Annotated in this window: 19 protein-coding genes and 1 tRNA gene; 14 read left to right on the forward strand and 6 right to left on the reverse strand. The window is 40.3% G+C overall.

Annotation, left to right across the window (positions count from 1 at the left end; translation table 11 throughout):
* The first annotated feature begins 15 nt into the window (after positions 1–15).
* Positions 16–1,101 (forward strand): 23S rRNA (cytidine(2498)-2'-O)-methyltransferase RlmM, encoded by a 1,086-nt coding sequence (gene rlmM, locus MTF66_RS36785; protein WP_055013323.1) that lies wholly within the window; start codon positions 16–18, stop codon positions 1,099–1,101.
* 43 nt (positions 1,102–1,144) lie between these two features.
* Here rlmM and cysZ read toward each other — a convergent pair whose 3' ends face one another.
* Positions 1,145–1,855 (reverse strand): sulfate transporter CysZ, encoded by a 711-nt coding sequence (gene cysZ / locus MTF66_RS36790; protein WP_282454259.1) that lies wholly within the window; start codon positions 1,853–1,855, stop codon positions 1,145–1,147.
* Positions 1,856–2,170: 315 nt separating this feature from the next.
* On the opposite strand from cysZ, the gene MTF66_RS36795 reads away from it, so the two are divergent.
* The 5 genes from MTF66_RS36795 (at position 2,171) to speB (ending at position 10,010) form a co-directional block, all read left to right on the forward strand.
* Positions 2,171–4,417: a bifunctional diguanylate cyclase/phosphodiesterase gene (locus MTF66_RS36795; RefSeq protein WP_248530199.1), complete on the forward strand. Its 2,247-nt coding sequence runs from the start codon at positions 2,171–2,173 to the stop codon at positions 4,415–4,417.
* A 404-nt stretch (positions 4,418–4,821) separates the two neighbouring features.
* Entirely contained in the window at positions 4,822–6,381 is a 1,560-nt protein-coding gene (locus tag MTF66_RS36800; protein ID WP_248530200.1) for a BCCT family transporter, read from the forward strand.
* 185 nt (positions 6,382–6,566) lie between these two features.
* Positions 6,567–7,025: a GNAT family N-acetyltransferase gene (locus MTF66_RS36805; protein ID WP_008467955.1), complete on the forward strand. Its 459-nt coding sequence runs from the start codon at positions 6,567–6,569 to the stop codon at positions 7,023–7,025.
* 144 nt (positions 7,026–7,169) lie between these two features.
* On the forward strand, positions 7,170–9,083 hold the full coding sequence (gene speA, locus MTF66_RS36810; protein ID WP_010388379.1) for a biosynthetic arginine decarboxylase: 1,914 nt from the start codon (positions 7,170–7,172) through the stop codon (positions 9,081–9,083).
* Between the two features lie 3 nt (positions 9,084–9,086).
* A complete protein-coding gene (speB, locus tag MTF66_RS36815) occupies positions 9,087–10,010 on the forward strand; it encodes an agmatinase (protein ID WP_138622791.1) in 924 nt (307 codons plus the stop codon).
* Between the two features lie 65 nt (positions 10,011–10,075).
* Here the strand turns inward: speB and MTF66_RS36820 are convergent, their stop codons facing one another.
* Genes MTF66_RS36820 through MTF66_RS36830 form a run of 3 tightly spaced genes read right to left on the reverse strand, consistent with a single transcriptional unit; the run spans position 10,076 to position 12,491 of the window.
* Positions 10,076–10,327: a hypothetical protein gene (locus MTF66_RS36820; protein WP_248530201.1), complete on the reverse strand. Its 252-nt coding sequence runs from the start codon at positions 10,325–10,327 to the stop codon at positions 10,076–10,078.
* 35 nt (positions 10,328–10,362) lie between these two features.
* Entirely contained in the window at positions 10,363–11,403 is a 1,041-nt protein-coding gene (locus tag MTF66_RS36825; protein ID WP_138622795.1) for a M48 family metallopeptidase, read from the reverse strand.
* Positions 11,403–12,491: a YjgN family protein gene (locus tag MTF66_RS36830; RefSeq protein ID WP_010388384.1), complete on the reverse strand. Its 1,089-nt coding sequence runs from the start codon at positions 12,489–12,491 to the stop codon at positions 11,403–11,405. Before MTF66_RS36830 ends, MTF66_RS36825 begins: the two co-directional genes overlap by 1 nt.
* Before the next feature lie 174 nt (positions 12,492–12,665).
* Here MTF66_RS36830 and MTF66_RS36835 point away from each other — a divergent pair, with 174 nt between their 5' ends.
* The 8 genes from MTF66_RS36835 to msrB all read left to right on the forward strand — a co-directional run bounded on the left by MTF66_RS36835 (position 12,666) and on the right by msrB (position 21,593).
* Complete coding sequence (locus tag MTF66_RS36835; protein WP_138560777.1) at positions 12,666–13,397, forward strand: RNA methyltransferase; 732 nt, start codon at positions 12,666–12,668, stop codon at positions 13,395–13,397.
* A gap of 68 nt (positions 13,398–13,465) precedes the next feature.
* Positions 13,466–16,867, forward strand: a complete 3,402-nt coding sequence (locus MTF66_RS36840) for a chromosome segregation SMC family protein (RefSeq protein ID WP_248530202.1) — start codon at positions 13,466–13,468, stop codon at positions 16,865–16,867.
* A 73-nt stretch (positions 16,868–16,940) separates the two neighbouring features.
* Complete coding sequence (zipA, locus tag MTF66_RS36845) at positions 16,941–17,687, forward strand: cell division protein ZipA (RefSeq protein ID WP_054202488.1); 747 nt, start codon at positions 16,941–16,943, stop codon at positions 17,685–17,687.
* Positions 17,688–17,765: 78 nt separating this feature from the next.
* Positions 17,766–19,787, forward strand: a complete 2,022-nt coding sequence (gene ligA / locus MTF66_RS36850) for an NAD-dependent DNA ligase LigA (RefSeq protein WP_248530203.1) — start codon at positions 17,766–17,768, stop codon at positions 19,785–19,787.
* Positions 19,780–20,124: a DUF3392 family protein gene (locus MTF66_RS36855; protein ID WP_008115215.1), complete on the forward strand. Its 345-nt coding sequence runs from the start codon at positions 19,780–19,782 to the stop codon at positions 20,122–20,124. Before ligA ends, MTF66_RS36855 begins: the two co-directional genes overlap by 8 nt.
* Positions 20,121–20,621: a DUF2919 domain-containing protein gene (locus tag MTF66_RS36860; RefSeq protein ID WP_138571248.1), complete on the forward strand. Its 501-nt coding sequence runs from the start codon at positions 20,121–20,123 to the stop codon at positions 20,619–20,621. Before MTF66_RS36855 ends, MTF66_RS36860 begins: the two co-directional genes overlap by 4 nt.
* An 8-nt stretch (positions 20,622–20,629) precedes the next feature.
* A complete protein-coding gene (locus MTF66_RS36865) occupies positions 20,630–21,070 on the forward strand; it encodes a hypothetical protein (protein WP_138571249.1) in 441 nt (146 codons plus the stop codon).
* 82 nt (positions 21,071–21,152) lie between these two features.
* A complete protein-coding gene (msrB, locus tag MTF66_RS36870; RefSeq protein ID WP_008115220.1) occupies positions 21,153–21,593 on the forward strand; it encodes a peptide-methionine (R)-S-oxide reductase MsrB in 441 nt (146 codons plus the stop codon).
* 124 nt (positions 21,594–21,717) lie between these two features.
* Here the strand turns inward: msrB and MTF66_RS36875 are convergent, their stop codons facing one another.
* Positions 21,718–23,349, reverse strand: a complete 1,632-nt coding sequence (locus MTF66_RS36875; RefSeq protein WP_138571250.1) for a response regulator — start codon at positions 23,347–23,349, stop codon at positions 21,718–21,720.
* 404 nt (positions 23,350–23,753) lie between these two features.
* Positions 23,754–23,829: transfer RNA gene (locus tag MTF66_RS36880), tRNA-Val, on the reverse strand.
* Between the last annotated feature and the right edge of the window lie 123 nt (positions 23,830–23,952).

Raw genomic sequence — 23,952 nt, forward strand, 5'->3', positions numbered from 1 at the left:
AGTTTAAGGGTTAATATGTCTAGTGTTGTGATTTACTGTCGTAGTGGTTTTGAAAGCGATGCCGCTGCTGAAATAACGTTTCACGCCGCCGAGCAAGGGTTTGCTGGGTATGTAAAAGCAAAACCAAATACCGGTTATGTTATTTATGAATGTTTTGAAGCGCAGCACAGCGACGAAATAATCAAAAAAGTTGATTTTAAAAATATGGTATTTGCACGCCAATGGTTTGCCGGTAACCTGATAGAAAATATGCCATTAGAGGATAGAGTGGGCGCTATTGTAGATGCCGCAAAAGACTTTACTTTATGCTCTGAACTACGAGTAGAAACACCCGATACCAACGAGGGCAAGGAGTTACTGACTTTTTGTAAAAAGATATCAACTCCGCTTAAAAAAGCGCTCGAGAAACAAAACACCGTATTGCGTGAACCAAAAGCCAATCGTCCAGTAATGCATGTGCTGTTTTTAGCTAATAATACTGCGTATGTGGGTCACTCTTATAGCTATAACAACTCACCTTTCTTTATGGGGATTCTGCGTTTACGTATGCCAAACGATGGCCCAAGCCGCTCAACCCTTAAGTTAGATGAAGCATTTAATGTATTTATTCCTGAGCAGCAGCGTGAGTCAAGAGTACAAGCTGGGATGCGCAGCGTTGATTTAGGTGCTTGCCCAGGTGGTTGGACTTATCAGTTGGTTCGCCGTGGTATGTTTGTTAGCGCGATAGATAATGGCCCAATGAATGAAAGTTTAATGGAAACAGGGCAAGTAAAACATTTTAGAGAGGATGGTTTTAAATACCGCCCAGAAAAAAGAAACATAACCTGGTTAGTTTGCGATATGGTAGAAAAGCCAACGAAAGTAACTAACTTGATGATTGACTGGGCAGTAAACGCCTATGCAAAAGAGCTTATTTTTAATCTAAAACTACCGATGAAAAAACGCTTTGATAGTGTGTATGAATGTCTAAAAATGATTAGAGAGGAAATGGCGAAGTTCGGTATCAGCTACGAATTACAAGCTAAGCATTTGTACCATGATCGTGAAGAGATAACGGTGCACTTAAACGTAATTAAAGTACCACAAAGCTTATATAGTTAATTGATTAGCGAGTATAAAAAATGGGCCAACAGGCCCATTTTTTTTAACTACGATATTGTGGTCGGTAATGCTCAACCCATAACCGTGTAGCGCCGCACACTGCCACAGGCATCACAATTAAATTTATAAATGGGATAGCGGTTAGCAGCATCACTGCAAAGCCAAACCCGTAAGATAAGCCTTGTTTGCTTTTTAAGTCATTTTTCATTTGAGTGAAGCTAACTTTGTGGTTATCAAAAGCATAATCTTTATATTGCACCGCATACATCCAGCAGGTAAAAAGCACCCAGAGCACTTGGCCTATTACCGGTAACACCCACAATAGAATAAAAAAGCCAATAGCGCGCGGGAGGTAGTAGCAAAGCTTAGTCCATTCTCGGCCTAGCATTCGCGGCACATCTTTGACTAAATCAGCTAATCCATCGTCGTTAATTTTTTGACCAGTTAAGTACAGCTCAACTTTTTCACTTAGCAAGCCATTAAAAGGTGCGGCGATAAAGTTAGTAATAACGGTAAATAACATACTGTAACTAAACAGCACCACCAGTACAGCAATTGGCCACATTAACCATTCGAGCCAACTTAACCATTCTGGGAGCATGGTATTTACGGCATTAAAGCCATCACTCAGCCAGCCAAATAAAAAGAATAAGGAGCTACCAAATAATAAAATATTAATAAGTAGGGGGATTAGTACAAAGCGTTTTAGTCCTTTTTGACTAATTAACTTAAACCCGGAAAAAAAATATTCCATACCTTGCGTTATTTGCACACTAACCTCATCGATTATTTATCTTTTGGCTATTATAAATAGCTTGATGATTTTAAACAGTACTTTTAAGTAACAAAGTATTTAATAAATGGTATTTCAAATAGAATGATAATAAATTGCTAGCTTGGGCAATTGCTTTGAATTCTTCGAAAGTGCTTAATGAAATAAAATGCTCGGCAATAGACAAAATTACCATAGATGCTAATTTCAATATTATGTATAGTCAAAAGACTATAATAAATTATTATATAGAATATAGCGGCGCATTTAGCGTAAGTGACTGTTGAGGAATATAATTTGATTGAAATCATGAGAGTCAGAAAGCTGCTTTCTCAGCAACAAAGTATATTATCTAAAATAGCCTTGGGTGCGCCACTTGATGAAGTACTTGAAATTATTTGTTTATCTATTGAGGATCTTATTGAAGACTCCTCTGCAAAGTGCTCTATATTAACACTCAAAGGTGAGCAGTTATTTCATAGTGCGGCGCCTAATATTGCAAAGGGTTACTGTGAGGCAATTAATGGCGTACATATCGGCCCCAGTGTTGGCTCATGCGGTACTGCAGTGTATGAAAAAAAGCGAGTAATAGCCTCAGATATTGCAACATCACCCTTATGGGAAAACTATAAAGCGTTGGCATTGAGTTTTGATCTAAGGTCGTGCTGGTCAACCCCTATTATTTCAACACAATCAGACATATTAGGCACTTTTGCAATTTATCATGACAGTGCCAAGTCACCGACACCACAAGATTTAGAGTTAATAGACTTTTTTGTTGATTTCACCAGTATTGCTTTAGAAAAGCACACAGAGTCACTAAAATCAAAAGTGTTACTTGCAGAATTACAGCAAAGTAATGAAAAGTTTAAAGCCTTCGCAAAAGTACTTCCCGATCTAACCCTCATTTTGAGTGAAGAAGGGGAGTATACCAACGTTTACGGCACTACTAATGAAAGTTTATATTTAAGCCAAGAGCATGTGATTAATCGAAATGTCAGAGATATTATGCCTCCCGAGGATGCTAATCCTATTATGGCGGTAATTGCCAAAACGCTTCAAACTAATGAAGTTCAAGTGTTTGAGTATCAGCTAAATATAAAAGGTAAACAACTTACATTTGAAGGACGAACAGCCCCGCTTGAAAGTTACCAACCTAATAATCCCTCTCAGCGACATGTAGTATGGATGGCCAGAGATATCTCTACTCGTAAAGCGGCAGAAGAAGAGGTGCAACGGTTAGCATTTTTTGACCCGCTTACAAACCTCCCGAACCGCAGAATGCTCAATGATAAACTCAGTATGTATGTTGAACAAATTAAGCAGTCTGATCACACGGGCGCACTCTTATTTTTAGATTTAGATAATTTTAAACGTATAAACGACTCATTAGGGCACAATGCCGGTGATGAAATACTGGTTGAGCTATCACAGCGACTAACGCGTGTTTTAAACCCAACAGATACCCTTGCCCGCGTGGGCGGTGATGAATTTATTATACTCATTGAGAATGTAGGAGATAGCCATAAGCAAGCGAGTCTTGAATCAGAATTAATGGCTAAAGTGGTACAAAGCGTTTTTTATGACAAGTTTGAGATAGGGGATTTGGCGTTTCAAGTTAGCTGCAGTATAGGTATATGTTTAATTAATAACGCCAATGCTATTAGCGAAAATATTTTAAAATTTGCAGATACCGCCATGTATCGCTCTAAAATGAAAGGCGGTAATAGTAGTAGCTTTTACGATCCTGCACTGCAAACCTTACTGGAAAATCAAACTGAGCTTGAAACAGATATAGTCAGAGCGATTGCATGTGATGAATTTTGTGCTTACTTTCAGCCTCAATTATCAATTGATGGCAGTATTATTGGTGCAGAAGCACTCATACGATGGAATCACCCAACCAAAGGACTAATCTCTCCTAATTCGTTTATTCCGATTGCCGAGCAATTTGGCTTAATTCAAAAGTTACAAAACATTGTATTGCGCGATATTTGTATTTTACTGGAAACACTTCGAGATCATAACGCACTGAAAAACCAGTTTAATGTGTCTATTAACATTAGCCAGTGTCAGTTTAATTCTTCTACTTTAAAAGGAGAATTGTTTAAAGCGATTGAGACGTATGATGTATTACCCTCACAAATTAAATTAGAGATCACTGAGTCCATGTTAGCGGGTGATTTAATGAGTACGGTAAAGCAAATGAAAGAGCTAAAGTCGCAGGGATTTGTATTTTCAATTGATGACTTTGGTACCGGCTACTCGTGTTTAAAGCACTTGAGTGTTTTACCGATAGACGAACTAAAAATAGATAAAAGCTTTATTGATAAAGTGTTGGATAACGCATCGGGGCAAAGCATAGTTCAGTCTATTATTGGTTTAGGTCATAGTTTAGATATTAATATTGTAGCCGAAGGGGTCGAAAGTGCTGAGCAACTACATATATTAAAGTCTATGGGTGTAAACGCAGTGCAAGGGTTCTTATTTGCAAAACCATTAACACACAGCAATTACTTAAAATGGCATAAAGAGCACCAATAACATCGTGCTTGTTACTAACTGAGGCGACAAGTTTAGTTACCCCAATCAATAAGTCGCTTTGTTTAACCTCTAATTGGGCAGTAACGTTTGCTAACTTACTGCGTTTTAGCTCAAACAGAAATGTATACTTTTTGTTTGTTTGCTAGCTAAGTGTAATGAGTTTTTTACTATTTTGTAACAGTTGCACAAATCATTGCTGTGGCATTGGTTTAGCGTTTTTAACGCGTTAAACTAGTCAGGAATTGGCAATAAGTCTACTTGTTGTGACATTATCTAAACGTAAACACGACAGGTACTTGAAACTTGCTTTTGAGTTGCTTTTTCGTTCGTTGTAACTATGGTTTAGGGTTATGTCATGGTATGTCGCTATGTCGGTAACTGTAAAAAACCATTAGGAGCGATAAATGAATACCACGAAAGTAGCTTTAAAGTCGGGTGAAACACACTCTCCCCGAGTAAAGTTTCTGGAAGGGGTTGATATACCCGTTTTTTTAATCAGTGGCGGTATATTAGTTTTATTTGCCGCGCTGGCACTGTACGACATAAAACTGATGTCGGATTGGATAAACTCTGCCTTTGCCTTCTCCACCAAAATATTTGGCGCCTTTTGGCAAGTTCTGCTGTTATTAACCTTTGTGATTGGCATATTTTTAGCCGTAGGCCGCACCGGTTCAGTGGTGCTCGGCGGTTTAAAAACCCCTGAAATATCTACCTTCAAATGGATAAGTATAATTATGTGTACTTTGCTTGCAGGTGGCGGTGTATTTTGGGCCGCAGCAGAGCCAATGGCACACTTTATTTCTCCGCCCCCGTTATTTGGTGGTGAAACTGGCACAAAGGATGCCGCCTACAACGCTCTTGCACAAAGCTTTATGCACTGGGGCTTTTTAGCCTGGGCTATTTTAGGTAGTTTGACCGGTATTGTTTATATGCATCTCCATTACGAAAAAGGATTACCGCTTAAACCGCGCACTTTGCTTTACCCGGTATTTGGCGATCGCGCAATGAAAGGTGCACTTGGTACTATTGTTGATGCATGTTGTGTACTCGCTGTGGTTGCTGGCACTGTTGGTCCTATTGGTTTTTTAGGTTTACAAGTGAGTTTTGGTCTAGAAAAATTGTTTGCCATTCCTGATACCTACACCACGCAGGTGGTTATTTTATTTAGCTTAATTGGAATTTACACACTTTCAGCGGTAAGTGGGGTTACCAAAGGTATTCAGCTACTAAGCCGTTTTAATGTTGTACTGGCAGTGTTGCTGATGTTGTTTATATTACTAATGGGGCCAACTGCGTTTATTATCGACAGTTACATTCATTCCTTTGGTTTGTATTTAGATAACTTTATTCCTATGGCTACATTTCGTGCCGATAAACCGTGGCTAGACTGGTGGACTGTATTCTTTTGGGGCTGGTTTTTAGGTTATGGCCCATTAATGGCTATGTTCGTTGCACGTATATCCCGTGGACGTACTATTCGTGAAATGATTTTACTTATTTCTGTGGTTGCCCCTGTGATCACGTGTTTTTGGTTTACTATTGTTGGCGGCTCAGGCATCTTTTTTGAATTAAATAATCCTGGCGCTATATCAGAGCCTTTTGCTGGGCTTAATTTGCCAGCGGCATTGTTAGCCATCACTGAGCAGTTACCTATGGGATTTGTTGTGTCGGTGTTATTTTTAGTACTGACCACTATTTTTGTGGCAACAACAGGTGATTCAATGACGTACTCGGTATCTATGGTAATGACGGGTACCGATCACCCACAAACCTCTATTCGAGTGTTTTGGGGGATTATGATGGGGGTGATGGCGGCGTTGCTTATTTCTATAGGCGAGGGCGGGATTTCAGCCTTGCAGTCGTTTATTGTGGTCACTGCGGTGCCAGTTTCGTTTGTGTTACTACCGTCACTTTGGACGGCACCACAAATAGTTAAGAAAATGGCAGACGAACAAGGGCTTTAATAATTGATAGAGAGCGCTAATAAGCGCTCTTTTTCTGGGTACATCATATTCTCACCTTGTTATTGAGCTATTTATTATCCTAGCAATAAACTAACCCACTAAAAATAACTTAGCCTAAGTAGGTTGTTCATTCCTATCGATACGGTATAGTTTAAATATATTTAAGCATAACCTTGAGATAAACCATGCAGTTAGTCGACTTAGACCCTTGTGATCAGGATGTGATCAACGTATTTGCTGACATAGATCGACTTATTAGCTCATTATATCCTGTAGCAACTTCACAAGCGCTTACAGTTAATGAGCTTGGTTTACCGGGCGTTTACGCTGTAGGGTTAAAGAATCAAGACGGAATAGTTGCCTGTGGCGCAATAGTAAAGCAATTTGATGGTAGCTGGTATGGCGAAATTAGACGGCTTTACGTAAAACCTAGCTATCGCGGAAAAGGCTTATCGCGGCGTATTATGCAAATTTTATTGCACTATGCAGGCGAAGAAGAAATCCCAATCATAAAACTAGAAACAGGACCAAAGCAAATACAATCAATCCATCTTTATGAGAATTTAGGGTTTGTGCAATGTGCCCCTTTTGGTGAATACACAGAAAACCCGAATAGCTTATTTATGGAGCTTGCGCTCAGCTAATATTGCTTTGTTTGAAGCTTTTATTTATCAATTTCAATCCTAACTCGTTACGAGTAGAAATACTTGTTGGACATGAATCACTATTTTTCTTTTAATGCGCGGCAACTAGCCGAATCGGCATTCATAAATAAAAGAGAAAGATAAATGAAAGAGACAACATCACTAGAACAAGCTCGTACGAGCTACAACGTTCGTCATTGGAGCCAAGGTTTTTTTGGTATTAATGATCAAGGTGATGTGTATGTTGCGCCCAAGGCTGATGCCCCACAGCAAACCATTGCACTAACAGACATTGCTAAGCAACTTGAAGACAAAGGTTTAAGCTTGCCAGCACTTGTTCGTTTTCCACAAATATTACACCATCGTGTGCATAGCCTATGTGGCGCATTTAATACCGCAATAGAAAGCTATGGCTATCCAAAAGACTATTTATTAGTTTATCCAATTAAAGTAAATCAACAGCGTGAAGTTGTTGAAGAAATTGTTGCCAGCCAAGCGCAAGTAGAAAAAAAACAGCTAGGTTTAGAGGCTGGTAGCAAGCCAGAGTTATTAACTGTATTAGCGCTGGCTGAAAAAACCAGTGCGGTCATTGTGTGTAATGGCTACAAAGATAAAGAATATGTGCGCTTAGCGCTGATTGGCGAGAAGCTGGGCCATAAAGTGTATATCGTACTTGAGAAACTGTCTGAGCTGGATATGGTGCTTAGCCAAGCCAAAGAACTTAATGTAAAACCGCGTATTGGTATTCGTGTGCGCTTAGCATCGCAGGGCAAAGGAAAATGGCAAGCAAGTGGCGGTGAAAAATCGAAGTTTGGGTTGTCTGCTTCACAAGTGCTGTATGTAGTAAACCGTTTAAAAGAAACAGATCAGCTTGATTTAGTACAGCTTGTGCATTTTCACTTAGGGTCGCAAATGGCCAATATTCGTGATGTACGCTTAGGTGTAAGTGAAGCTGCGCGTTTTTATTGTGAATTACGTAAGTTGGGTGCACAAATAGAGTGCCTTGATGTAGGGGGCGGTTTAGCGGTTGATTACGACGGTACACGCAGTCAATCACACAACTCAATGAACTACAGTTTAGCCGAATACGCAAATAATATTGTGTACACCATAGGTGATATTTGTAAGCAGTATGAACAGCCTTTCCCTACCATTATTTCAGAGTCGGGAAGAGCATTAACGGCGCACCATGCAGTGCTTATTTCCAATGTAATTGGCACCGAAACATATGCACCAGAAGAAATAGAAGCGCCGGCAGATGATGCGCCGCAATTACTTAAAAATATGTGGATTTCATGGCAACAATTGCATGTACTTACTGATGACCGTGCATTAATTGAGATTTTTCACGACAGCCAAGGTGATTTAGCTGAAGCGCATAGTCAGTTTGCGATGGGATTATTAGATTTAACCCAACGCGCATGGGCCGAGCAAATTAATTTGCGTGTGTGTTATGAGCTTAATAAATTAATGGATAACAAAAATCGTTTCCATCGTCCGATTATTGATGATCTGAATGCGCGTTTAGCGGACAAGTTTTTTGTCAATTTCTCATTGTTTCAGTCATTGCCTGACGCGTGGGGTATTGACCAAGTGTTTCCGGTATTGCCTTTAAGTGGTTTAACGCAAGCTCCACAAAAACGGGCTGTGTTACTAGATATCACCTGTGATTCAGATGGCGCATTAGAGCATTATGTAGATGGTCAAGGCATTGAAAGTACGTTACCAGTACCAGAGTTTACAGCAGATAAACCTTATTTAATGGGTTTTTTCTTAGTAGGTGCCTATCAAGAGATTTTAGGCGATATGCATAACTTATTTGGTGATACGCACAGTGCTATTGTCAATATGGATGAGCAAGGTATTGCTAGCATTACAGAAATTAATCATGGTGATACTGTGGCTGACATGATGCGTTATGTACATTTAGATGTTGAAGGTTTTCAGCAGTCATACGCGCAGTTAGTGAGCGCAAAAATTGCAGCAGATGAACAGCAAAGCGTTTTAGACGAGTTGCAAAGCGGCCTTGATGGCTACACTTATTTAGAAGAGTTATAAGCAATGTCTAGCTTGTTTGGTTGTGTTGACCACTCATTGTACTCAAATGGGATGACGTTTTTACGTCGTCCTATGGTACAAAACATTAACGCGATTGAAGCCGATGTAGTGGTATTGGGTCTACCGTTTGATTTAGCCACTTCAGGGCGCCCTGGTGCCCGCTTAGGGCCTGATGCTATTCGCAGAGCATCGGTACATTTAGCATGGGAAGATACAAAATATCCATGGACATTTCCATTGTTTGAGCGCTTAACCGTGGCGGATGCTGGCGACTTTACCTATCCGGTAGGTGACCCGGAATATTTTACCGCGCAATTGGAAATGGCGGCAGAGCAAATACTTCGCCAAGGTAAAACATTGCTAGGCTTGGGTGGCGATCATTTCGTAACGTTACCACTATTGCGCGCACATGCAAAAATTCATGGCAAAATGGCATTAGTTCACTTCGATGCGCATACCGATACCTATAGCAACGGCTCGCGTTTTGATCACGGCACCATGTTTTATCATGCGCCAATGGAAGGGTTAATTGATGTTAATCACAGTATTCAGCTCGGCATTCGTACTGACTTTGATCAAAGCAGGCATGAGTTTGCAGTGATTGATGCCATGCAAGCCAATGATCTGCATGCGAATGATATTGCAGCTCAGATTATTGAGCGAGTGGGTGATTTACCGGTTTACTTAACCTTTGATATAGATTGTTTAGACCCCGCCTTTGCACCAGGTACGGGCACACCAGTGTGTGGTGGCTTAACTTCTGATAAAGTGCTTAAAATTTTACGCGCACTTAAAGGGGTTAATATGGTGGGAATGGATGTGGTTGAAGTATCCCCGTCGTACGACCAAAGTGAGCTTACCGCCATTGCCGCTGCAACGATTGCCAGTGAATTACTGCATTTGTGGGCACTTAAGCATAAATATTAATTTGTGTTAATGTAGCTTAAAAAGCGCCAATTAGGCGCTTTTTTTGTATAAAAATAAAAGTACTATTAAAACTGCATATTGTGCTTTTTAGCATAAATAAAAAACACCGGGATTTCGATTATGACGTAAGTTAAAAAAGTAAACCAAAACCAATTAACTTCAAATACTAACCAGCTAAATTGCACGCCCGAGTTGTAATAAAGGCTAGATGCAATTAATAGTGTAATGCCCGTTGCAAATAAATCTTGCACCGATACTTTTTTAAAGCTACTGCCTGCAAAGCGCGGATAAATAAATCCGTAGCCAAGCGTTATCATAATGATAACCAATAAGAGCAAATTTAGTTCAGGGGTCATTGTGGTTTATATTGCCTCGCATATTCTATTCGCTCTTGAGAACTTGGGTGCGTTGATAAATACTTTAACCAAGTATCATCATAGGTCCCTTCTTGCGCTTGTAAATTATTTTCCAGTGCTTCAATTGCATCTGCAAAGTCGTGGTTAGAATACCCTAATTTTAAAAGGTTTTTAATCGCATATACATCGGCTTCTTGTTCCATATCTCGCGAAAACGCTTGTTGCAAAAAAGATGAACCAGAGCCAAGCACAACCTCTAATATACCTTCTAAGTCACCAAAAATAACTGCAAATACAACGGTGCTCGCTGCAGCTTGTGCTGCAAGGCGAATGCTGTGATGGTGCTGAACATGACCAATTTCATGAAGTAAAATAGCACGCAGGGCATCAGGGTCATTTTTTAATAGCTCAACAAGTTCGTCAGTTACAACAACCTGACCATTTGGAAGAGCAAACGCATTAGCTGAAAAATAATCAGACTGATAAAAAGAGAGCCTAAACTTTGCACTGTCTAAATTGAGCGAGTTAAGCATTAAACGCCATTGTTGCTGTATTTCTGATTGCTTATTAGTGGAAAGTTGAGAAGGTTCCAATGCGACTTTTTCTATTACACTGAGCGTTTGCTCTCCCATCGTTTCAATTGTCGAGGCAGGTGCTAAGTTAACGCTATAAACGGCTACTGATGGTATTAAGCGGTATAAAATTAACCAAAGTAATAGGGGAATTAGCAGCACGGATGCAACAATAAGAATCTTATTTTTTTCTAAGCGTTCACTGAGTCCATGCTCTTTAAGCGCGAATGGCCACCTAAATTCTACATCTTGAGGAATAAATCGCCCACCATCAGCAAAATTTAACTCTGACGCCATGCCAGGTAACGGGCTATCAAGTTGGCAATTGTCTATTTTTGATGCAAGTAACGTCGTATTCTCAGAGTCAACAAGTGTTATTTGCTCATGGGAAAGGTGTGCATAGCTTTTAATATGTTGGCTGCTATTAGGGTAATAATAACAGCCAAAAATAGGATAATTACTCATTAGGTGAGTGAAATATCAATATCAAACACATTGGCCGCTTCTTCAGCAAATGATGACTGCTCATTTTGTGCAACATCAATCAACGAAAGTGCGCCGCTATAAATAGTGACTTCTGTAACTGATGCTAATAGCTTTGCTCTGCGTACTTTAGCCCAAGGGTAGGCCAGTCCTAAGGTAAATATAATTGCCAGTACATTGGTAAATAGTAAGATGGCATAGTCAATGGCTTTTAAGTTCGAATCAAAGGTAGCTACTTCTGTAAATTCACTGTTATTAAAAATATGATTTCGAATAAGCGAATGATAAACAGCGCCTACCAGTGTTAAAAACGCAACATACAACGTAGCAATTAATAGCGGCACTACAATTGTCGAAAGGCTAAAGTTTTGTGTGTTTAAGTTACCGATAGTTAAGGCACTTGCACCAGCAAAGAAGCCAAAAATAACTAAGCCACCTATTGCAACTCCTAGGGTAATAAGTGCTGCGATGTAATAGCGTTCGCCTTGAAGATTTACTGTAAGTGGTTTATTTCCATAGCTGATGTTTTCATGCATATATTGATCAATTCGCTTTAATACATACGGCAGTAATAGGTGTAATGTGAATACACTTGCAATAGGTAATAAAACAAAGTTAATAAATGCATCGCCGTAATTACCTGAAAAGGCAAAGCGTACATTACGATGGCGAGTCATACGCATATTAAAACGCAGACCTTGGTTGATGATCCACGGCAATAAAAATAAAAAGCCAATAGCAAATAAAAGGCCTATCGCTGGTGCGAGGCTGCTAAGTAAGGTGTAAATTAAAAATGCGATGACCGCTAAAATGCGTCCTTTTAAAATTTGTATTGGGGTCGCTAGATAGTCAAAGCTATGGCCGTCGATACGCGTATGACCGTAAAAATAACGATAGGTGCGAACTTTTGCCCATGCCGAATAAATTCCGAGAGTAATAATACTCAGCAGTATATTAACAATCCATATACCAAAAAATTCGCCGGCTTTGCCGCTAAATTGTACTTTACCGCTAAAAATAGCAGGGGGTGTTTGATTTGACTCAGATGAAGTTGGGTGTACTGGTTCCATTTTAAAAATATATCCATGTTGTTTTTTGTAAATTTACCTTTTTTAGATAAAAAAAACAATCTTTATAATTAGCTAGCTGATTGTAAGTAGGCTATTTTTATTGCTTTTACTGTTTATGGGGCTGCACTTTAAGTCACCTCTGGTATACTGTGCAGATAATTTAATGGGGCTGTCATGATTTCAAAAAACCAACTTAAACTTATTCGCCAGCTTGGCCAAAAAAAGTATCGCAAGCAATTTAACCAATACTTAGTACAAGGCGAAAAAAACGTACTGGAGTTATTAAATAGTCCATTAAAAGTAAACGATGTATTTGCAACGCAAAGCTTTATTGATAATAACCAAAGCACATACCCTCATACGCATTTTATTACAGCGGATGAAGAGCAGCTAACAAAGGCCAGTACTTTGGTAAGTAATAATGCGGCTATTGCAATTGTTGATATGCCAAGCATCGCATTACCAGATGAAAACAGTTTAATATTAGCCTTAGATGGCGTATCTGATCCTGGTAATTTAGGTACCATCATTCGCGTGGCTGATTGGTACGGTATAAAACATATTGTTGCTAGCACTGACAGTGCCGATCCGTATAACCCAAAAACAATTAGCGCCACAATGGGGTCGTTCGTACGCGTATCGGTAAGCCAAGTTGAATTGCCTGAATACTTATCTACATTAAACATGCCTATTTATGGTGCATTTTTAGATGGCCAAAGTGTGCATAGCACTAAATTTAGTGGCCAAGGTGTATTGCTTATGGGCAGTGAATCACATGGAATACGCGAGCAGTGTGCAAAATTAGTGAGCAACAAAATAACCATACCGGCTTTTGGCGGTGCAGAGTCGCTTAATGTAGCAATGGCCACGGGTATTATTTTAGATAATTTTAAACGCCAAGCTTAACTTTTTAGCTATTTATGCGTTAAGTTACTTATAGTAAAAAACAATAATAAATCGGTAATAACAATAAAATGCGCTTAAGCACTATTAAATTAGCGGGCTTTAAATCGTTTGTAGAGCCCACTAAAATTCCATTTCCTGACCAAATGACGTGTGTTGTCGGCCCTAATGGCTGTGGCAAATCAAACGTCATTGATGCGGTGCGATGGGTGCTTGGTGAAAGCTCAGCTAAAAATTTACGTGGCGATGCCATGACCGATGTCATTTTTAATGGCTCTACTAATCGCAAGCCCATTTCGCAAGCCTCCGTTGAATTAATATTTGATAATACCCAGGGTAAGTTACCCAATACTTTTGCTGATCGTAACCAAGTGGCTATTAAGCGTTTGGTGACTCGCGATGGTCAGTCATTGTACTTTCTAAATGGCAGTAAATGCCGAAAACGTGATATTACCGACATATTTTTAGGCACGGGCCTTGGGCCGCGAAGTTACGCTATTATTGAACAAGGGATGATCTCACGTTTAATTGAGAGTAAACCGCAAGAGCTACGTGTTTTCTTAGAAGAAGCCGCAGGGGTCTCTAAATACAAAGAGCGCCGCCGCGAAACGCAAACACGCATAAAAAGCACCAGAGAAAACCTAGAGCGACTGCTTGATGTTCGTCAAGAGTTACAAAACCAGCTTGATAAACTGGCGGTACAATCGGTTGAGGCTAAAAAATATCGCGAACTTAAATCCCAAGAGCGCACCTTAAAGGGGCAAATAGCGGTATTAAAATGGCAAAAACTGCATCAACAACAGCTCGATAAAAGTGCGCAAATAAAAAAGCTGGATGACCAAATCAGCTTCTTTAAAACGGCGCATTCAGGCCATGATGATGTTCTGGCAAGTCTTGATGCTCAAGTGCAAGCTCAACAAGATAAACTCGATGATGCACAGCAACAGCAGCATCATACGCATACTGAATTGACTCGCAGCGAACAGCAGCAGATTAGCATTAAGCAACAAACGCTGTCACTGAAACAAAATTTAGCCAAGTTAGAGCAACAAAAAAACCAAAGTGAAGAAGTCAAAACGCAGCAACAAAGTCTCTGCCAAGAGTTAGATGACAACTTGCAACAGGCTGTAGAGCATAACTTAATGTGCAGCGAGCAGGTTATAGAACTTACCGATGAGGTTAATCGGCTGCTGGAGATTAAAAATGCCGACACGTCACAGTGGCAATCACTAACAGAAGACTATCAAAAATTAAATAATCAGCAGCTAGCGCATGCAAATGCAGTAAAACATACAGAACAGAAAATCAGTTATGTTAAGCAACAACTAACGCAGCTTGATGAGCAAATAGATGAGTTAAAACGCAGTGAGATAGAGCAGCAATTAATTCAGCAACAGCAGCACAGACAAACGCTAACAGAGCAGCTGGCTAACGCGCAAACTGCTCATAGTAGAGGTCAAAGTGCTCAGGCAATACAGCAGCAACAGCTTGATGAAGCTCAGCAGCAATGGCAGCATTTATCTCAGCAAGTTAATGAACTAAAAGCCGGTATAGCAGGGCTAAAAACTACCCTTGGACTTGAAAAAAACAGCGATAAAACTTTAACTTTATTCAAACAGTTAACTGTTCAGCCTGGTTATGAGTTTTTAGTAGAGCAGGCGCTGTCATCACTTGAGCACATTCATATTTCACCAGGTAAAGCAGAAAATAGCACGTGGCAAATACCCTCACAGTCTGTGGCAAGCAATAGTATTGCTGCCTTTATTAGCGCTGGTATCTACCCCGAGTTATTAAACCATATTGCTTATGATGCCGAGGGTCAAACACACCATCTTAACGATGCCAGTTATATTGCAGTGATGGACAAGCAAGGGGCGTTACATGGTCGAAATTGGCATCTCAGTGGCGAAAAAAATGCAGAAAATTCCTTATTATTAATGCACAAAAAGCTCAAGCAGCAAGAAACCTTACTTGAGCAACAACAACAGGCATTGACGGACGCACACTCCACACTTGAAGAACATCAAGCGCAAGCTGCATTAATAACCGAGCAGCAAAACGAGCGCAAAGACACTATTCATCAATTAGCACAACAGTTAGCCGTAGCAACAACGCGTGGTGATATGCTCAAAGCGCAAGCTGATCAACATCAGCAACAGGTGACCAAATTACAACAACAACGTCAGCCACTGCTAGAACAACAGCAGCAGTTAAGCGAATTGTTGGGCGAAGAGCTTGATAAAAATGAACAGCTTGCAGAGCAATTAGAGGCCTTAGCTGAAGAGCTTAACCAAGCCGATAGCACACGAATAAATAGTGATGAAGGTTACAAACAAGCTTTAAATAATGCTGAACAGTATAAAACGCAAGCACATCAGGCAAACCTTAATGAGCAAAAAGTGCGTAGTGAGTGGCAGCTCAGTCAAACCAAGTTGAACCATGCCGAACAAGCATTAACAATGGCTGTAGAAGGAACGCAAGAGCTAATAGAGCAAATTGAGGCGTTACTTATTCCTGAGCAAGAGCTTGCACTAAGTATTGAACAATTATTAGTGCAGCACCAACAAGGCGAACAAACCCTTGTGGATATTCAACAGCAGTTAGCTCAAGCAAAACAAGAATTACAAAACAAACAAGCGAGTTTAAAAACGTCACAAACTGAGCTGGTGGCATTACAAGAGCAACATCAGAAACTGAGCATTGAAGAGCAAAGCTTACTAATAAAGGCGCAAGCGGTACTTGAGCCACTTAGCGAGCTTAATCAAAATTTAAAACAGGTTTTAGCAGAGCTTCCTGCAGTGTTGTCATTAAATGCAGCGCAAAATCAACTTGCTGGAGTCAGTAATCAGCTAGAGCAATTAGGAGCCGTTAACCTTGCAGCCATTGATGAATTTGAACAAGCTAAGCAAAGAAGTGATTATTTAAATAATCAGCTGGATGATTTAACCCAGGCATTGACAGCTTTAGAAGGCGCTATTCATAAAATAGATCGTGAAACTAAAACGCGCTTTAAGTCTACCTTTGATCAAGTGAATCACGATTTTGGCCAGCTTTTTCCAAAAGTATTTGGCGGCGGCAGTGCTTACTTAGAATTAACCAGTGACGATTTACTCGAAAGTGGTGTTAGTATAATGGCAAGACCTCCGGGTAAAAAAAATTCGACAATTCATTTGTTAAGTGGTGGAGAAAAAGCGCTGAGCGCATTATCATTGGTGTTTTCTATATTCAGGCTCAATCCAGCTCCATTCTGTATGCTGGACGAGGTAGATGCCCCATTAGATGATGCCAATGTGGTCCGTTTTTGCCGATTGGTTGAAGAAATGTCACAATCTGTGCAGTTTATTTATATAAGCCATAATAAAATTGCAATGGAAATGGCGGGTAGATTAACGGGTGTAACCATGGCAGAGCCCGGCGTGTCGCGCATGGTTGCTGTAGATATTGAACAAGCGGTGCAACTTGCACATGCATAATTTTATAGTCATTTGCTAGTTGTTTTGGGTAAAATGATGGCAGTTAGGCATATTAATAATAAAAGGTGAGGGGATGGCCGAAGAATTAAGATGGGTTTTAATTGTGATCAGTGTGTTTGTCATTGGTGGCTTATTAATACACGGTTTGTGGTCAGTAAGAAAAAAAGAGAATGCTGAACTCCCTGCAAGCGAGCGAGTTGAACCTGTTCAAGAACAGCAGCCTTCATCTGTGCATACTGAGCCACAAGAGCCAACGTTAGCGCAACGAGAAGAGCCACAAATGAGTGAGTTAAACTTCAGTGCTGATGAGCCACAAATAGATGTTAGCCCAGCTGATACAGCTATTGAAGATGACCTTGAAGTGGTAACCGAAGAGGCTGTTGATACACAACAAGACGCCCCTAAAGATGTTTCAGACTTTGTGATTGTGCATATTCAAATGCCAGAAGGACTGACCATGCAAGGCAGTAAATTACTGCCAGCAGTTAACACGCTAGGTTTTAAATATTCAGAAGAAGGCTTTTTTAATCGCCATCTAGACCCTGCAGGCCAAGGGCCGGTGTTATTTAGACTGGTAAATATGTATAACCCTGGCACGTTCGATATTGATAATATGGAACAGTTTAGTACCGCAGGCGTGAGCTTATTTATGACTCTACCATGTGATGGCGATGGCCTTGCTGCGTTTAATATGCTGCACAGCGCCGCTAAGAAGCTAGCAGATGAATTTGGAGCTGAAATCTTGGATGCTGAGCGAAACGAAATGACGGTAGAGCGTATTCGTCAATATGTTGAGCAGGTTCGCGCATTTTCTGCGTAATATACGCATAAGTTAAATTTTGTAAGCCACTGGGCGTTCACTCGTCAAAGTGGCTTTTTTTATGTTTTTGAGGTCTACATGGCAAGCAGCATTAGTGAGCAAATTAATCATCTTCGTACCACGCTTGAGCAACACAATTATAGTTATTATGTGCTTGATACACCCAGCATACCCGATGCCGAATATGATCGCTTATTACGTACTTTGAGCGAATTAGAAACCCAGCACCCTGAGTTTTTAACCGCCGATTCACCTACTCAAAAAGTAGGTGGGGCGGCGCTTGCCAAGTTTGAGCAAGTAGCACACCAAGTGCCTATGTTGTCGCTTGATAACGCTTTTGGTGAAGACGAATTCAGTGGTTTTAATCGTCGTATTAAAGAGCGTTTAATGAGCACCGACGAGCTTACATTTTGCTGTGAGCCTAAACTGGATGGCTTAGCGGTATCGATTATTTATCGCGATGGGGTATTAGTGCAAGCAGCGACTCGTGGCGATGGTTTTACTGGCGAAAATATTACCCAAAATGTAAAAACAATTCGCAATGTGCCATTAAAGTTACGCGGTGATGATTACCCGCGTGAGCTTGAAGTGCGCGGTGAAGTGTTTATGGATAGCGCGGGCTTTGAAAAATTAAATGCCGAAGCAGAAAAGCGCGGTGACAAAGTTTTTGTAAACCCACGTAATGCGGCAGCGGGCAGTTTACGCCAGCTCGACTCAAAAATTACCGCAAAACGGCCACTGATGTTTTATGCCTACAGCACCGGATTGGTCGCCGATGGCACATTACCTGAAGATCATTACCAGCAACTTACCAAGCTTACCGACTGGGGATTACCACTGTGTCCAGAAACAAAACTAGTTGAAGGCCCAAAGGCCGCGCTTGCCTATTATAATGACATTTTAACGCGCCGTAGCGAGCTAAAATATGAAATAGATGGCGTGGTAATAAAAGTAAATAAAAAAGCCCTACAAGAGCGCCTAGGCTTTGTTGCGCGTGCGCCGCGCTGGGCTATTGCTTATAAGTTTCCGGCACAAGAAGAAATAACACACTTACTAGACGTAGAGTTTCAAGTAGGGCGTACTGGGGCTATTACCCCTGTTGCGCGACTAGAGCCGGTATTTGTTGGTGGTGTTACGGTATCGAATGCAACACTGCATAATGCTGATGAAATTGCCCGTTTAGGCGTTAAAGTGGGCGATACTGTGATTATTCGCCGCGCTGGGGATGTGATCCCACAAATTACCCAAGTAGTACTTGAGCAACGCCCAAGCGATGCAAAAGAGATTGTATTTCCAACTATGTGCCCAATTTGTGACTCGCACGTTGAGCGGGTTGAAGGAGAAGCTGTTGCACGTTGTACAGGCGGCTTGGTATGTCAAGCACAGCGCAAACAAGCGATTAAACATTTTGCTTCACGTAAGGCTTTAGATATTGACGGCTTAGGCGACAAAATTGTTGATCAATTAGTTGACCGAGAGCTTATCAAAACCCCTGCTGATTTATTTATTTTAAAGCAGGGACATTTTGAATCACTTGAACGAATGGGACCAAAATCAGCAAAAAACTTAGTTGCGGCGCTTGATGACGCTAAAACCACTACCTTAGCAAAGTTTTTATATTCACTGGGTATTCGTGAAGTCGGTGAGGCCACAGCTCAGAATTTGGCTAATCATTTTTTAACGCTTGAAAACGTGATTGATGCCAGCATTGAACAACTAATAGAAGTAAGCGATGTAGGTGAAATAGTGGCAAAGCACGTGCGTGGCTTTTTTACTGAAGAGCATAATTTAACCGTGGTAAACGAATTAATAGCGCAAGGAGTAAACTGGCCACAGTTAACAGCGCCATCAGAGCAAGAACAGCCGCTAGCGGGTTTAACTTATGTGCTAACTGGGACGCTTAATACGCTTAATCGTAATGATGCAAAAGCGCGCCTACAACAATTAGGCGCCAAGGTTTCTGGCAGTGTTTCAGCAAAAACAGATGCCTTAGTGGCGGGCGAAAAAGCCGGCTCTAAGCTCACCAAAGCGCAAGAGCTTGGTATAGAAATACTGACAGAGGATGATTTAATTACTTTGTTAGAGACTCATAATGGCTAGTTTTACAAATATACTTAATACCTTGTTAATTGACCTAGGCCAATGGTTACAGGGCTATTTGCCGCATTTATCACTGCTTTTAATGGTGTGCTTAGTGTCGCTGTATGCGGATGACATTTTAAAGTTAACCAAAGGCGTCGTAGCTAGGCGCCACTTTATTATTAGGGTGGCGTGTTTTGTGTTGATAACTGCGTTTGGCTTTGGCTTGTTAGTGGTGTGGTTAAGCCCACTGCTAACTAAAGCTTTACTGTTTTTTGGCACTAAGTGGTTAGCGCTTACCTTATTAGTGGCATTTTTTATTTTGGGCACTATTGCCGATAGGAAAAATCAGTTGTGAGTCGATATGGGCCTGAATACTGGGATAAATATGGTAGCTATCGTACGCCATTAGCGTTTCACTTGAGTATTTTAGTACTATTGCGCGCCTATTTTATTTGGGTAATAGCCGCGCTGAGCCGTCGCCCTGAACTTGATTTAATGTCATTGTTTTTTAAGTCAAAAGATGATTTTTTTATTGCTATAGCGATCGGTGCTGTAGCCATTGTACCCACTATTTTATTTTGTTTACGAAGGCCAAGAGACTCGCATCAAGCAACACAACGCTTGGCGCGTATTTGGCGGTATATGCGTTGGCCGCTGATTACGTGTGCATTAATTGATTTGTCGTGGTTAAGTATTCAGGCAGCCCATAGCCACTATCGCTTCTCATTATTTTTAGCTGTGCAAATGGTGATTGTATTATGGGTGTTGTGGTATTTGGCAAAAAGTCGTTACTTAAGCGTTTTCTTTAGTGATTGGCCCGAGCCGACAGAAAAAGCAACTGATAAAAAGTAAGAGGGCTTATGCATAGTATCAATAAAAAAATAGCATTAGTAATCGCTTTAATAGGGCTCGTAATTATAGCGTGTGGCTACTTTTTTTCTTTAGGGGAACACCTTTGGTTTAAAGCTGCCTTAGTTATGTGGGTTGTGGTGTTTTGTTCGTGTTGTTACCGATTAACGCCGTTGTTTAAAATGCGCAATCCGCTGCGTAATTTTATTCAACGCGATGCGCAGCACTTATTTGTTTTTAGTTTAACAGGGCTGTTTGATAAAAAAAATGGCCCGCATTGGTTAGTCATCAGTAATATTGAGTCGATAGAAATAAGAAACGATGAGCTAATAGTGCACAGTAATAATGACAGACAATTAAGCGTGAGCATTCCTGGCAGTCAAGCCCAATTGCATGCCTATGTAAACCGTATACTTACAGCAACAGAAAAGCACACTATAGTCTTTAGATAGCGTTGATCGTGGTATTAGCCACAGGCGTACTAGACTACAAGTAAATGATTGCTAGTTAAATTAATAACGTAATGAGGTTGTTATGTTGAAGTGGAACGATATTGTTAATTTTGCCAACCATGGTAATCCAACACCGGTTCGAAAAGTGGTTAAAACAGATCAGCAATGGCGCGAACTGTTAAACGAAGAGCAATATTATGTGACCCGTAAAAAGGGAACTGAACGACCAAATAGTTCGAGTAGTTGTACCTTGTTAGAGCCAGGTAAGTATGTGTGTGTTTGTTGTGACAACTTACTATTTGATGCAGATGAAAAGTTTGATAGTGGCACCGGCTGGCCTTCATTTACCCAACCGGCAACTGAGGAAGCGATTGGTTATGTCATGGATAATAGTCATGGCATGGAGCGAGTTGAAGTTGTTTGTAATGTGTGTGATGCGCATTTAGGGCATATTTTCCCTGATGGGCCACTTCCTACTGGTTTACGCTACTGTGTAAACGCACTGGCAATGAAAAAGCTCTAGGGTCTGTCGACCTTTCAAGGTTAAATTTGCAGCGGTCTGTTTGGGATTTAGGCAAGGCAGCGCCTATATGGTGCGGTTACTCACCATAAATAGGCTATAACGTAGCATTAATGCCAAACAGGCTCTAACTAATCTCTAGTTTCATTTCTTTAGCAATCTGAAGTAGTTTATCGAACCGCTCTGATTGCTCTTCTGCTAAGGGGGATTTTTTTAATAGTTTAAAGCACTTTTGAGCCAGCACACTATTGAAAGAGTCACCATGTTTTTTTGACTTATCCACTAAACATTGCAATAAATTAAGCGCAATACTTGGATTGTGTGGCATGACTCTAAATGCTTGGCTGAATGCCTCTAAGGCAACATTTAATTGGCCGCGCTCAAACTGCTTAACAGCATGATTATTGAGCTCTTTCGGCCCCATTTTAATATCACGTCTTTCACTTTGCTGTTGCTGTATATAACGCAAGTAAGTAGCATCGCTTCTACTTGGGTGACGTTCGCAATGATCAATTATTTGGCTAAATAGCGCTTGCGCCTTTTGGTGAAAACCTAATTCATGCAGTGCTTTTGCCTTGTCTAGGGCACCATCTACTGAACGTATTTGAGTATCGCTGTCATCAAGTTGCTCAATGAGCTGTTTCGCTTTTTTATGTTCATCTTTTAAATAATAAAGGCGAGCATTGAGCACATCAATTTGGGTTTGCGCATTACTGGTTGGGAATTGTGTTTTTAGCTCATTGATATATTTATTTGTTTGACGAGAGATCCTGTTTATTTGGTCAGTTTGATCTGTGGTCAATGCAAAATCAATCCCAGCACGAGCAGCATTTAAATAAATGTCTGGGCTATCATGCATAGAGTACTTAGCGTAAGTGGCAATATCTTTTTGAGTTAAGTAGCTGGTTTCGTAATCTCTATTAATGAGCGATACGCTGTTAAGTGATTTTTGACGGTCTATATTACGAGGGGCAATATGTGCAGCTTGGCTTAAAAAGTCTTGGGCTAAATCAAATTGGTTTAGTTTTATTTCTAAACGCCCCAATAAGTCTAAGGCTATAAGACGCGTTTCATTTCGTTCAAGCATTGTTTTAAGCATGCGCTGAGCCAAAATATGCTCATTGTTAGCAATTAAAGCCTCTACTAATCCTACTTTTGCCCATGCAAACTTTTGGATATTCAAAACTGATTTAAAAAAGTCTTTCGCCTCTTGGTTTTGTTTTAGCGCCAGTAAAATGTTGCCTTTTAATCTAAGCAGAATAGGGCTGTATTTATTACTTTTATCGAGTTGGGCATTAATTTGTTTCAATGCTTTAGACTGGTTATCGTCATCAATTAAAGTGTATATAGCTTTTAAGTCGCTTTTACGTTTGAGAATACGCTCTATGCGCACTCTTAACTCTTGTACAGAGAAGGGTTTTACTAAAAAGTCATCGGGTTGGAGTTCTAATACACTGTGAACTAACTCTCCGCTAGTTTCCGCAGATGTAAAAATAAACCCAGTAGAGTGTTTTATTAATGCTTTAGCGCGTAATTCTTCATAAAGCTGGTAGCCATCTTGGCGTTTGCTTAGATTAAAAGAGCAAATTACCAAGTCAAATTCTTCATGTAAGCATTGTTCTTTTGCCGCTAGAGCATGATCTGCAAAACGCATATGTCCAAAGCCAATTTTTTCGAGCGACTGTTTCATGTAGCTTTGAGCAAGTGGCTGCTCTTCTACAATCAGTATTTTTGCTTCATTAAAAATATTTTTAGACATTGGCTTAAGCGTAATTGAATTTAACACAGACTATAATCAACAGTTTAGACGCTTACAAGGTAATTTAAAGATTCGCCTCGAAGATGAGAGCTTATTAAGCAAATTAATTCTAAAGGTTTATATTTTTACCTTAAAAGAGCTAAAAACCCATTTAAAGTAAATGAATAGCACGCGTAATAAAGTAAGTTTAAACAAAATGATTTTGGAGATAATAAAACTCGAAAGATAAATTTTTGGTATGTGATTGGAATACTGATTTTTTAAAACCGAAGAATTACTTGGTAACGAATTTCTAAATGGTAATTAATACTGAACTTGAACTAAAAGAGTGGAGGATAATGAATATTAAAATGGAAGGTGGTACTGGAGAATTTAGATTTTTGTAATATGCACCATTCAAAGAATGGTGGGTCGTACTGGACTTGAACCAGTGACCCTCGCCTTGTAAGGGCGATGCTCTCCCAACTGAGCTAACGACCCATATTACAAATTTACACATGACTATTAACATAATAATAGAGTTTATATGTGGTGGGTGATACTGGACTTGAACCAGTGACCCTCGCCTTGTAAGGGCGATGCTCTCCCAACTGAGCTAATCAC

The sequence above is a fragment of the Pseudoalteromonas sp. 2CM39R genome (assembly GCF_023161845.1).

Coding starts and splice junctions, on each gene's coding strand:
- rlmM (WP_055013323.1), top strand. CDS start 16: ATGTCTAGTGTTGTGATTTACTGTCGTAGTGGTTTTGAAAGCGATGCC.
- cysZ (WP_282454259.1), bottom strand. CDS start 1,855: ATGGAATATTTTTTTTCCGGGTTTAAGTTAATTAGTCAAAAAGGACTA.
- MTF66_RS36800 (WP_248530200.1), top strand. CDS start 4,822: ATGAATACCACGAAAGTAGCTTTAAAGTCGGGTGAAACACACTCTCCC.
- MTF66_RS36805 (WP_008467955.1), top strand. CDS start 6,567: ATGCAGTTAGTCGACTTAGACCCTTGTGATCAGGATGTGATCAACGTA.
- speA (WP_010388379.1), top strand. CDS start 7,170: ATGAAAGAGACAACATCACTAGAACAAGCTCGTACGAGCTACAACGTT.
- speB (WP_138622791.1), top strand. CDS start 9,087: ATGTCTAGCTTGTTTGGTTGTGTTGACCACTCATTGTACTCAAATGGG.
- MTF66_RS36820 (WP_248530201.1), bottom strand. CDS start 10,327: ATGATAACGCTTGGCTACGGATTTATTTATCCGCGCTTTGCAGGCAGT.
- MTF66_RS36825 (WP_138622795.1), bottom strand. CDS start 11,403: ATGAGTAATTATCCTATTTTTGGCTGTTATTATTACCCTAATAGCAGC.
- MTF66_RS36830 (WP_010388384.1), bottom strand. CDS start 12,491: ATGGAACCAGTACACCCAACTTCATCTGAGTCAAATCAAACACCCCCT.
- MTF66_RS36835 (WP_138560777.1), top strand. CDS start 12,666: ATGATTTCAAAAAACCAACTTAAACTTATTCGCCAGCTTGGCCAAAAA.
- MTF66_RS36840 (WP_248530202.1), top strand. CDS start 13,466: ATGCGCTTAAGCACTATTAAATTAGCGGGCTTTAAATCGTTTGTAGAG.
- zipA (WP_054202488.1), top strand. CDS start 16,941: ATGGCCGAAGAATTAAGATGGGTTTTAATTGTGATCAGTGTGTTTGTC.
- ligA (WP_248530203.1), top strand. CDS start 17,766: ATGGCAAGCAGCATTAGTGAGCAAATTAATCATCTTCGTACCACGCTT.
- MTF66_RS36855 (WP_008115215.1), top strand. CDS start 19,780: ATGGCTAGTTTTACAAATATACTTAATACCTTGTTAATTGACCTAGGC.
- MTF66_RS36865 (WP_138571249.1), top strand. CDS start 20,630: ATGCATAGTATCAATAAAAAAATAGCATTAGTAATCGCTTTAATAGGG.
- msrB (WP_008115220.1), top strand. CDS start 21,153: ATGTTGAAGTGGAACGATATTGTTAATTTTGCCAACCATGGTAATCCA.
- MTF66_RS36875 (WP_138571250.1), bottom strand. CDS start 23,349: ATGTCTAAAAATATTTTTAATGAAGCAAAAATACTGATTGTAGAAGAG.